Origin of the sequence: Desulfopila aestuarii DSM 18488 (genome assembly GCF_900143695.1) — a bacterium.
GTDB classification, from domain to species: Bacteria; Desulfobacterota; Desulfobulbia; order Desulfobulbales; family Desulfocapsaceae; genus Desulfopila; species Desulfopila aestuarii.
The window spans coordinates 1-11541 of record NZ_FRFE01000060.1 but is presented as its reverse complement, the minus strand read 5'-3'; the positions used below and the strand labels follow the sequence as shown (position 1 = coordinate 11541).

The window sequence follows — 11541 nt, the reverse complement described above, 5'->3', positions numbered from 1 at the left end:
CTGCTGGCTTATTTGAAGTTCGTAGCCAAGCTGGGCTTATCGCTTTCAGGTATTTTACGACTATTGCAATTAAATCTGTTTGACCGTCGCTCAATGAGCGATTTATTTAAGCCCCCTGACAATTCGCAACCAATTAAATCTCCACAGCTTTTATTATGGAATTAACTGTGAGACAGCATTGACTTTTAATGCATTCTCGTTCACAATCTTTATTTTTCCGATGGAATTCTGTGCATACATCCTGCCAGGCAGTAGCGGTCAGGATATTTCCATCGTTGTCGATGATGCTCGAAGGAAAGGAATATATTTTATTCAACCTGTCTTGCAGGTTTTGAAAGTGCTCTAAATCAATAAGATCTTTCAGCTTATATTTCATCAAAGACATTTCCATATTCAGATGGTCGGTAGCTTGTCGCCAAAAAATGATGCGAAACAGATTCAATGCTGCTTTTCAGTCTCTCATGCCATTGTCGTTTTTTTCGCAATATTTTACAAGGCCCGGCAGAGCGACTTGAACATCGCTTAGTCACAGGGGAAGTGACCACTATTCTTTGTGGCCTTACGAAATGGTATGTTAAGTGATTCTAAGGCGATTGTCGTGAGATTGCTTTGCTTATCTCGGCGGGATAGAAAAACTGTGGCAGAAACAAGGCCTACCAGTGCTGGAACGGCCGAGTGGATTTGCTCGTGCATTTGATGATCCGGCATTCAGTTCAGCTGCTGGCAAGGTTGCTGGCCTGTATTCGTAAAATATGCTCTCAGTCAAGAGTCAACACATTCCCTGTTTTTCCAAGTTAATAGGAGTTGTCTGAACTTTTGGGCCACAGGCTTTTTTCGTTCACCAATGTGAACAAGACAACCCAGAGATGTCAGGGAAAACCAAGAATCAAAAGTGCTCCATTACTCGCTATCTCTCAAGGGATAATTTCGAATTTTCAAAAGAGCTAAATTGCTCCTTTTAGAGAGCGATGCTGGGCCATAGTCAAGGCCAAAATGAACACAAGTAGGCACCTCAGGTTGGAGTGCTGTTTCACTTTTGAGAGTCTTTGGTAAGCTACAGTCTACTGTTACTCCATTTTCGTCCAATTCCAATGAAATGCCGGAAACTGCTCTCTCAGGAATAAGCTCTTTTTTTCCCTTCTTGACAAGTTTATTGGATTGCCAATTCCCACCTTAATCGCAATCCAATACTGTTCAAACGACCAATACCACCTCCCCCAAAGCACCTTGCGAAACTCAAAAAAAGATTGATAATCTCTTTACAGTGCCATGGCCCATTTGACACAGAAATGTTGATTTACAGCTGCCCCACCCCTCTCTACTGGGTAGATAGCTCCCAATGGTCATACCAAGGAAGGAACAATTATGAACTCGAGAACGAAGAAGGGATTAACGATAAAAGCCAAACTCATGGCAATAGGTGCCTTATTTCTCTTCACCGTGGGCGCAAGCGAGGTCTTTAACTCGATCATCATTACCAAGGTGGATAACGCCCTTTCCGAACTCAACCAGCGACAGAGCGATGTTTCGTTTCTGGCGAGTTTTGAAGTTACTCTGGTGGAGTTCACTCTTGCCGGGATGGACGCGATTATCGACAAAGAACAGGGGAAGATAGCTAGCGAACTCAAAGAGGAGATGCAGTCTGAAAGCAAGTTCCTCAAGGAAAACATGAGCAACCTGCAGAACGTTGCGGATACTAAGGAGGAGAAGCAACTGGTAGACGAAATTGCTACTTTTTATCCGCAACTGGAGAAAGCAATACTCATTGATCTGGCCGATCTAATCGCGAAGCGGGCCGATCAGGCTGCCTTTGATACAATTGACGATGAGATCGACGGTCTTATGCAAAAGATCGACAAACCACTGATGGCCATCATCAAGTCACTGGAAGAAGAAAGCCAAGAGGCCGTCGAGGAAATGCACACCCAGATGGTGGAGGCTGCTATGGCGCGTCGGACTTTCGCCGCCGTGATGCTGCTGGTTGCCGGTGTGGCCCTTTTCTTTGTTGGGAATTCTATTCTTAAACCCATCCGTGATGCCATCAGGATGGTCCAGGACGTTGCCGAAGGGGAGGGAGACCTGACCAAACGACTTGAGACCAAAGGTGATGAGATCGGCCAGTTGGCCGGATGGTTTAATGTTTTCATGAACAAATTGCATGGCATCATCAGCCAGGTGCAAACCAATCTTGTCACTCTGAAACAGGCTTCGAAGGATCTCTCTGATCTTTCCGGCACCTTGGCCAGCGGTTCAGATGAAGCCACCAGCCGATCTAACTCCGTTGCTGTTTCCGCTGAAGAGATGAGCGCCAATATGAATGCGGTTGCAGCCGCCAGTGAGCAAGCTTCCGTCAATGTCACGATGGTTGCCTCGGCTGCTGAGGAGATGAATGCCACGGTATCTGAGATAGCCGGAAACACAGCCAAGGCACGACAAATCACCGAGGCGGCGGTGAGCAAGACCGTTCAGGCATCGCAACGTGTTGACGAACTTGGCAGTGCTGCGAAAGAAATCAGTAAAGTTACTGAAGCGATCACCGAGATTTCGGATCAGACCAACCTGCTGGCACTCAACGCCACTATTGAAGCGGCCCGTGCAGGCGAGGCAGGGAAAGGTTTTGCAGTTGTAGCCAACGAGATTAAGGAGTTGGCCAAGCAAACAGCCGGAGCGACCTTGGAGATTCGTCAGAAGATCGAGGCCATTCAGTCATCTACCAATATGACTGTCAGCGAGATCAGCGAAATTAAAACTATCATTAATGATGTCAATGATATTGTCACCACGATCGCCACGGCGGTCGAAGAGCAGTCTGTTTCTACCAACGAGATCGCCACTAATGTATCGCAGGCTGCTATGGGAATTGCCGAGGTCAACGATAATGTTTCGCAGAGCTCGACCGTATCTACGCAAATTTCCAAGGATATTGGTGGGGTAAACCGAATCTCAGGACAAATCAAGGAACATAGTGATAATGTCAACACGCAATCACAGGATCTCTCAAGACTTGCCGATCAGCTTGCATCGATAGTCAACCAATTCAAACTCTAATCTGGATTCTTCATCAAATTGGCAAGATAGTTTTCGAGTCTTGTAGACGCAGGCAACTCCTCTGCGTGGCGCCCCAACGCCACGTCAGTTGGGCAAAATTGGGGCAGTGACTGTCTCTAGCAGAGTCACACAAAAGAGTGAAATACCCCGTGATCAAGAAGGATGTTGGTTCCGATTCCTAAAAGTACCAATCCCCCTACCGCTTCAGCCACAGGCGATACTTTGTCGAACGACGCTGCAAATTTTCCAAGGTGAAGGCCGATTATGGTGAACAGGCCGGCAACAATGCCGATGATAAGCGCAGGCGTGATTATCGATATCTTCAATAACGACATGCTGAAACCTACGGCTAGTGCATCAATGGAGGTGGCCACTGATAGCATCACCAGGGTCATGCCCCGTGTCGCGTCCTTGAACGGCTTTTCTTCCTCAGCGTGGGCAAAGGCTCCCCGCATCATGTTCCCGCCGACAAGAACGAGCAATGCGAAAGCGAGCCAGTGATCATATGCTTCGACGAATGAACTGACGGTGGCACCAAATGCCCAGCCGATTACCGGCATCATCGCTTGAAAAAGACCGAAATGCCAAGAAAGCCTGAATGTCTGGCGAAAACTCACGGATTTGAGATTTACGCCAGTGGCGATCGCAACGGCAAAAGCGTCCATCGCTAAGGCGACGGCGATACCTAGAATATTAAGAAGATTCATTGCACTCTATAAAAAGTAATACCACTGTCACCTGAAAATCGGGACATATACCATGGGGTGGCGTCTGTAGGCAAGAGCAATGACCTTCGGTGCTTTTTCTGAAAGCTACTTCGTTTCCCCTTCCAAAGGGCATATTTCTCCACAAGTAAAGCCCGATTGTGTTCAGCACTGATGAGATTACTTCGTACGTCTGAGACATGATACGCCTCTGCGCTGGAAATCAGACCTAGACGTTACACTTATAGGATGCTGAAAAAGAATGGTGAGGAGATCTGAGTGAGCATGCGTGCTTCACACGCATCCTGCATGGGGCGATCGGCTATCCGGGAGTTGGTCGGATTCGACTATCTCTAAGAGCATCGCAATGTAATTTTTATTGGCAGCAGCATCTTATGCAACATATAATGAGTTGACACTGCCAATGGCTGGCCTGCTATTGAGTTGTCACCAAGCTTTACCAAAATAAGAGGAATGTGATGCAGGAGTTGTTCGATCTAGAAAAAGATATCAAGTACCTCGAAAGCAGTCTGAAAGAAAAGCGGCGGCAGTTGAAAACACTGCGAAAACAGATGGGGTGGGACGGCCCTCAGTCTGAGCAGGAAGATGGGTGCTGTAACGGTTTCGACAATTCAACGGACATCCGGGAAACAAGTTTGCAGACTGTCATAGATGCAATCCCCGAACCCATCATGGTCATAAACCTTGATTTTTCAATTGCCCTGGCGAATCGTGCAGTTTGGGGAGGGGCCAAGACCGGCTTTCAGAAGAGAAAGGTAACCTGTCATGAGCTTTCACACGGTCGCCCTACCCCGTGCTCGACAGCCGATCATCCATGCCCGGTTTTGGAAGTCTTTCGGACCAAAAAACCGGTCAAAGTCGAGCATCTGCATTATGACCACGATGGTCAGGAAATCCACGTTGAAATTGTCGCCGCCCCAATTCTCGATGAACAAGGCAATGTCTGGCAAATTGTTGAAAGCTCTCGTGACATCACCGACCGCAGAAACAGCCAGATGGTGATCTCCGATAAGCTGGAATTTTTAAATACACTGATCGAAACCATTCCCAGCCCTCTTTTTTACAAAGACACTGACGGGCGATATCTCGGCTGTAACTCGGCATTCTGCAGTTTTCTCGGCAAGTCCAAAGAGCAGATTATTGGAACAACAGTCTATGACGTCGCTCCCAGGGAATTGGCTGAAAGCTATCATACTGCGGATCTGGCACTGATGGAAAACCAAGGTGTTCAAATCTACGAGACGCAAGTCCGCTACGCTGACAACAGCATTCACCATGTTGTCTTCAACAAGGCATCCTTCCTCAAAGCCGATGGAACAGTAGGTGGCCTGGTGGGGGTCATGGCAGATGTCACAGAGACGAAGAATACGGCCAGAGCACTGGCAGAAAGTGCCTCTCGATTCAATGCCTTTATGGATAACCTTCCCGCTCTGGCCTTCATAAAGGATGAGGAAGGGAAATATGTCTATCTCAACCGCGCAGTAACAGCCTTTTATAACCAAACCGTCGAACAGCGACTGGGAAAGACCGACCAGCAGCTTTGGCCAGAAGATATAGCTGCAAAAATCATCAGTAATGATCGTCAGGTCCTCGCCGAACAACGGGTTTTACGAACCACTGAGGCCGTCGAGGTTAACGGTTCGCGACGGGAGCATTTGGTTGTCAAATTCCCCCTTGTCAATGAACAAGGGACAGCTCTGCTGGCAGGGGTCGCGCTGGATATTACCGACTGGAAAGCGGCTGAGGAGGAGAAAAAAGCCTTGCAGCGCCGACTGGAAATTGCCTATCGCATGGAGGCCCTTGGCACATTGGCAGGTGGAATAGCACACGATTTCAACAATATACTTACTTCTGTGCTGGGTTATGTGGAGTTGGCTTTTGAGAAATCGTCGGATCGCCCAGAAATACAGGGATACTTGGCGAGAGTTCTGACCGCCAGCCAAAGAGCCAGAGACTTGGTCAAGCAGGTCATGGCTTTCAGCCATCAGAGCGATAACAAGCCTCAGCCGGTTATACTCAAAGCTGTCGTCAAGGAAGCATTGAAGCTGATCCTTTCTTCCTTGCCTACCAATATTCAACTACTTCAGCACCTCAACTCGGAAGATGCCGTTCTCGCCGACCCGACCAACCTGCACCAGGTTGTTATGAATCTATGTGCCAATGCCCATTACGCAATGAAAATGAGCGGTGGCACCCTTACTGTGGACTTATCGACAGTGAACATCGAGGATGACGGAGAGCTTCGTCGCTTCAACTGTCAAAAAGGCCGATATTTAAGGCTGATTGTTAATGATACAGGAAGTGGTATCGCACCTGAGAACCTCGAAAGGATTTTTGAGCCGTTTTTTTCTACCAAACCTAAGGAGTTGGGGTCGGGTATGGGGCTGGCCGTGGTCCACGGTATTGTCACGGCCTGCGAGGGAGTCATCGATGTTAGAAGCACGGTGGGCGAGGGTACCTGTTTCACCATTTTATTGCCGGCCATCACTGCAGATTTGTCCCAAGAAACCATATTGCAGGAGCCACTGCCCGTCGGCAACGAGCGCATACTCTTTGTCGATGACGAAGCGCTGCAGACCGATCTGGCAACAGAATCTTTAGGGCTGCTTGGCTATCGGGTGGCAGCATTTACCGACAGCAGGCAGGCTCTTGCGGTATTCTTCCAGGATCCTGATCGCTGGGATGTGGTAATAACGGACATGACCATGCCCAAACTTACCGGCGACGCCTTAGGCAGCCAAATCCTGTCAATCCGTCCGAAATTACCGATAATTATCTATACCGGATACAGTGAGAATTTCGATGAGAAGACTGCGAAAGAGAAAGGATTCGCCGGCTTCATTCTCAAACCGCTGATCATCCGTGACCTGGCTAAACTGATAAGACGGATCATAGACAATGTACCAGAGAACAAAAGTTGACGTTGATCGGGGCGAGGCACCTGGATCCAACTTGCCACAACCCTGCTCACCTCAGGTTTCCATCTATCCGGACATTCCACGGCTGTTTATGTTTGGATACACGGCCAATGTCATCGTTCATCACGGCGTCTGGAACGAGGTTGTACATTTTCTCCAGAAACCTTTTTCTTCGAAGGGGTTGGGTGATAGGCTGTTTGAGATCTTTTCAAGTTAAAGTAAATATTAAGCAGATGGTTACGGGCGAACCACTACATCAACTCTGGTTGCCAATTCGCCAATACAATCCGGATATACAAAGCGTTAACATAACCATATCGAAGATCATCATACTGTATCTAAGCTTCAAGTTAATATGCCTACTGTCCTGAAAAAATCAGTCAGTTTCGTAATCCTAACAGCAAAAATGCAGTCTCAGATGAGAGATTATCCGTGAGCTCATGATCGAATAACAGGTAATGAGATTGACAAGCATGACCTTCTGATGCTCGCATGTCCTTATCTTTGGAAATCTTGACTTTCCAGTTACTCCATTTTTGAGCAATTCTCAAGATTTATCCTGTCCGACCCTGTCAGGAATAGTCTCAGGTCATAGCAATTGCCATCGCATTCCTATTGGCAATACAAACCTCAATCTGGCACTGCATGATACTGTTGTGGTATCGGTCGTAATGGTAGCCATTCTGCTTTATACGAATTGGACTGATACGAAAGTATTGCTCAGTAGGCTTATCAAAAATGGAGCGGTTTTTCAGCCTTGCCATGCTGGTGGTTAAGAGTCCACCAGGTTAGGAGAAAGGTTTAAATGCAGCTTTACAGGAACGTTTATGGCCGGCAAGAGATATATTTGCCACTTAAACGTTGATCCTATGCTGCATTCTAAAAACAAGAATTAAACTCAAGATAAGTCAAACGCAGATGTGACCCCTTTTGGGTTTCATGTGATGAAGACCAAAGTCTCTGGCGTGGATCCTCTTGCGTGGATCTTCTTGACTACCAAGAAAATCGCGTGTACATACACGCATCATGAGAACCTGTTAGCACTTCCATAGCTGCAATCTGCAGCCCCTTTTTTGAGCATCGTGGTTGTTGTAATCCACGGCACTCACCGCAAATGTGTGCGTCCTGCACAGACAGGATTTTTTTATCCTTTAGATAGCAAAAGAGGTTTTCATGAAACTCAACGACTATATTACATCTGCCTCACGTCCACTGGTCTATACACCCGGAACCGCGACCATGTGGGATGATGAGCATATTTCCAAACAGCTACTGGCCGTTCACCTCAACCCTGACATCGATCTTGCCAGCAGGAAACCAACGACTATCCTCTCGACCATAGAGTGGCTTGAAGCGACAGTATTACGACCGGGTGCAGCAATACTGGACATGGGATGCGGTCCAGGCCTGTATGCTGAGCATCTTGCTGCACGGGGCTACAGAGTTAGCGGCGTAGACATTTCAACCAATTCAATACACTATGCACGGGAATCTGCGAACAGGAAAGGATTTGATATAACCTATCACAACCTGGATTACGTGGAATTGGACGAGAGGGAGACCTTCGATCTTGTCCTCATGATCTTCACTGATTTCGGAGTACTGGTCCCGGAGATTCGCCAGAAGGTGTTATCCAATATATATAGATCATTAAAGCCTGGTGGGATCTTCTGTTTCGACTTTTTAAACGACAACTTCCCACTTGCCGAAACCGGAAATCGCGAGTGGGAAATCTGCAAAGAAGGGTTCTGGAAAAGTGGACCTTACCTTGCCTTGCAGGAAAAACATTATTATCCGAAGCAGAACGTGTGTCTGAGTCAGCATATTATAACGGATGACAGAGGAGAAGCGGATATCTACAGGTTTTGGACCCATGCATTTACGCATGCACAGATAGAGAAACTTGTTCGGGATAAGGGCTTTGGTCATTGCAGTTTTTATAAGAACATATTGCCAGACTGCGAACTCTATCGTTCTGATGATATCAGCTTCTGTCTTACCACCAAATAGGGCTAGGTAATCCTAGCTGAAAAAGGCGTTTGAAGGTGTCAGTTCGGGCTTGTTGACCATTGCTCAACAGGCCAGGCACCTTCAGCTGGCAGCATTGGAAGCCCCGCTATCTTTTATGATCATTTAACTGCATTGGCTTCGCATTTCACTAATCTTATATTCTACGGTATCTGCAAGCTGACTGATATTCCATGAAGAGGCTAGTTGGCATCTGCAATTATTGTAAGCAGTTTGCACGATTAGCACGCCAGTATTGATCATGTCTTCAGGGCATCAGCAGGTAACCGATACTGCTTTCAAATCGACCGATCAGAGTAGACACTCTCGCCCATCCCATGGCCTTTCGATAGTGGCTTGATATCAACCATCTCACCGTGCCTCCTCCGAATGGCTTGAGTGTGTGCTGCTTATTCTTCGGGATAGGCGGCAGCAGTGCTATAATGGTTCTCAAGATAGTCATGCAGAAAGTAGACATGAGCACGTTTAATTCCTACACAAGGAGGCCTCTTATGAACATTGATAAAATTCTCCTCCTCTTTGATGGCTTGGTCCACTCCAGAAACACCACAAAATATGCGTTTGATCTGACTGTGGTGAATCGATAGGCGATAGCCCACCAGCTTACTTATATGAATATCCGCAATGGCTTAATACTTACAAACAATTCGCATATCAGTGGATGGTGAATCGAGTATGATTAAAATGAACAGAATATCATTGATCATTTTCTTTGCTTTATTTCTTCCTGTCATTTCAGGCAATTGTCTTTTTGCTCAAAACAAAACAATCTGTCTTACGACAGATCCATGGGAGCCATATTATGGCCCAGACCTTGAGAAAGGTGGCGTTTTTACAGAGATTGTTAGAGCAGCCTTCAAAATCGAAGGTTACGAACTTGAAGTGAAATTCGTTCCTTGGAAAAGAGCTCTTGAATCTTCAAAACAAGGAATATGTAGCGGATTGCTCGGAGCATTTTACACCGAAGAAAGAACTCACAACTTTCAATATTCAGATCCAATTACAGAAACACGTATTGTTTTTATCACCAAAATAGACAAAGCAATACAATATAAACGGTTACAAGAACTTTCATCATATACAATAGGGACAATACGAGGCTATAGTTACTCTCAAGAATTTGACTCCGCCACCTACCTGAAAAAGGAAGAAGTAACCACCACCGAACAGAACCTGAACAAGTTACTTGCAGACAGAATAGACATATTTATAGACTCTGAAGAAGTCGCAGCTTGGCTCTTACAAAAGAAATTCAAAGAGGTTGCTCATTTAGTGAGAATTATAGAACCGGTATACACAGTGAAAAAATTGTATGTTCCGATATCAAAAAATATCAAAAATTATCAAAAAATAGTTAACGACCTTAATAACGGCATAAAAAAAATCAAAGAAAACGGAACATATGAAGCAATCTTGGAACATTTCCCTGCCGCGAAGGCGATGGCGCCTTAAGTGTTCGTTCAGCAATACCCCTTCGATTCTGAGGACAGGATATCTCATTACAGTCTCAACCGGGTAGCCTAGATTACCTCTCCCCTTGCCCCGCCACTAGCTGGTATGGGGGTATGAAGCCCAATGGAACGAAAAACTACGCTATGACTTTAACCTCCAATGGATGAAAAGGGTCGGACGGACTAGGCCGCGATGTGTAGTTACCTTCATCGCTGGTAGGCAAGCGGCACAGAAGATTTGCACCGGCAAGGTTAATAGCTTGCTGGTTGCACCTGAGGATTTTCCTCTCAAATATTGAGAGCAGAGCCGCCTGAGGATACTTTGGTAATCTCTTCTTTGCAGTTGCTCCATTTGGGCACAATTATAGATTATTGGCCGATCCCAACATGTCAGGAAGGTTAACTCGACCAGCATTCAATTAATATAGGGTTGTCAGGGGTAAGGCAAATTGGACAGTTACATATACTGTCAGAATAACTCCGGCTGGCTCTTCGCCGCCATCCTCCGGGATGTTACCGAACGCATCATCCACGAAAAGGGGGAAGACCGGAATAGAAAGCGGCTACGGGCAGTCATCGACACCTCCGGCGATGGCGCACTGACCATCAACTCCAGCGGCAAGAGGATGCTTCAAAAGAAGTCAGAAAGAATTAAAAAGTATTTCAAGCATCCTTTGATCCAGTATGTGACGTAAACCTATTAAACCACCGGATTAATGATCCGAATTTCATTCAACAATTGAACACGGGCCTTACCACTCCCATTGATTACTTATCAAAAATAATATAATGTCAGGAGTATAAGTGCATTTGGCCTACTTTGAAGCAGACACTGTTACCCTAAAAAAGCAGGCTAGTTCTTTAAGCACTTGGAGCCACTACGTAAGGGGGGAGGTGATGCTCATTCCTCAGGCGCAACGGACATTTTTCCTACTCTTTCTTGGATTGAGCTTTCTCTTTATAGCTTCTGCCGGTATTTTTCTGCAATTTTTCTCGAAAGATATCCTATTAGAATATGAACCCTTGCATTCATCTATCGAAGGGGTAGGAGCTGTTCAGGCAATTCTCATGGCTCTGCTTCTTTTGTATTTGCAGCAGGACAACGAAAAGCAGAAGGAAGAATATTTCTTGTTGTCCATGGGATTTTTGATGATGGGCGTTCTCGACGGGTTCCATTCCATTGCAGTAATAAATCATGGTTTTGTGATGCTCAGAAGCCTCGCCAATATATTCAGCGGCTTCTGGTTTGCTCTTCTATGGCTACCTAACCTCGGGAGGTATATATCTAAAGTCAAAGCTTTTCCTTGGATTATCACTCTGTTTTCCGTGCTGATAGGTATAATGACTATCAAGTTTCGCGAATTATTTCCT

Annotated in this window: 7 protein-coding genes and 2 pseudogenes; 7 read left to right on the top strand and 2 right to left on the bottom strand. The window is 46.1% G+C overall.

Translation table 11 applies throughout. The annotated features are described in order from the left end of the window. Positions 1–165 (top strand): annotated as a pseudogene (locus BUF15_RS27960) (IS4 family transposase); the annotation flags it as partial. Here BUF15_RS27960 and BUF15_RS28550 read toward each other — a convergent pair. Beyond that, on the bottom strand, positions 134–376 hold the full coding sequence (locus BUF15_RS28550; RefSeq protein ID WP_159441390.1) for a PocR ligand-binding domain-containing protein: 243 nt from the start codon (positions 374–376) through the stop codon (positions 134–136). The pseudogene BUF15_RS27960 and the gene BUF15_RS28550 sit on opposite strands and share 32 nt — an antisense overlap. Before the next feature lie 989 nt (positions 377–1365). Here BUF15_RS28550 and BUF15_RS25560 point away from each other — a divergent pair. Further along, the gene (locus tag BUF15_RS25560) at positions 1366–3048 is read left to right on the top strand and encodes a methyl-accepting chemotaxis protein (protein WP_073617116.1); all 1683 of its coding nucleotides are present in this window, start codon (positions 1366–1368) and stop codon (positions 3046–3048) included. Positions 3049–3173: 125 nt separating this feature from the next. Here BUF15_RS25560 and BUF15_RS25555 read toward each other — a convergent pair whose 3' ends face one another. Then, on the bottom strand, positions 3174–3755 hold the full coding sequence (locus BUF15_RS25555) for a manganese efflux pump MntP (protein WP_073617114.1): 582 nt from the start codon (positions 3753–3755) through the stop codon (positions 3174–3176). Positions 3756–4231: 476 nt separating this feature from the next. Between BUF15_RS25555 and BUF15_RS25550 the strand changes: the two genes are divergently transcribed. From BUF15_RS25550 to BUF15_RS25520, 5 genes and pseudogenes are all read left to right on the top strand, one after another. Beyond that, positions 4232–6694, top strand: coding sequence for a PAS domain-containing protein (locus tag BUF15_RS25550; protein WP_073617112.1), 2463 nt, complete (start codon positions 4232–4234; stop codon positions 6692–6694). A 1170-nt stretch (positions 6695–7864) separates the two neighbouring features. Then, positions 7865–8701: a class I SAM-dependent methyltransferase gene (locus tag BUF15_RS25535; protein WP_084554603.1), complete on the top strand. Its 837-nt coding sequence runs from the start codon at positions 7865–7867 to the stop codon at positions 8699–8701. Positions 8702–9394: 693 nt separating this feature from the next. Next, entirely contained in the window at positions 9395–10171 is a 777-nt protein-coding gene (locus BUF15_RS25530; protein WP_073617107.1) for a substrate-binding periplasmic protein, read from the top strand. A gap of 448 nt (positions 10172–10619) precedes the next feature. After that, positions 10620–10865: a hypothetical protein gene (locus tag BUF15_RS25525; protein WP_073617105.1), complete on the top strand. Its 246-nt coding sequence runs from the start codon at positions 10620–10622 to the stop codon at positions 10863–10865. A 109-nt stretch (positions 10866–10974) separates the two neighbouring features. Beyond that, positions 10975–11541, top strand: a pseudogene (locus BUF15_RS25520) (hypothetical protein); the annotation flags it as partial.

Excerpts from the sequence above, each read along its gene's own strand:
- BUF15_RS25550 (WP_073617112.1), top strand. The coding sequence starts at position 4,232 with ATGCAGGAGTTGTTCGATCTAGAAAAAGATATCAAGTACCTCGAAAGC.
- BUF15_RS28550 (WP_159441390.1), bottom strand. The coding sequence starts at position 376 with ATGAAATATAAGCTGAAAGATCTTATTGATTTAGAGCACTTTCAAAAC.
- BUF15_RS25535 (WP_084554603.1), top strand. The coding sequence starts at position 7,865 with ATGAAACTCAACGACTATATTACATCTGCCTCACGTCCACTGGTCTAT.
- BUF15_RS25555 (WP_073617114.1), bottom strand. The coding sequence starts at position 3,755 with ATGAATCTTCTTAATATTCTAGGTATCGCCGTCGCCTTAGCGATGGAC.
- BUF15_RS25560 (WP_073617116.1), top strand. The coding sequence starts at position 1,366 with ATGAACTCGAGAACGAAGAAGGGATTAACGATAAAAGCCAAACTCATG.
- BUF15_RS25530 (WP_073617107.1), top strand. The coding sequence starts at position 9,395 with ATGATTAAAATGAACAGAATATCATTGATCATTTTCTTTGCTTTATTT.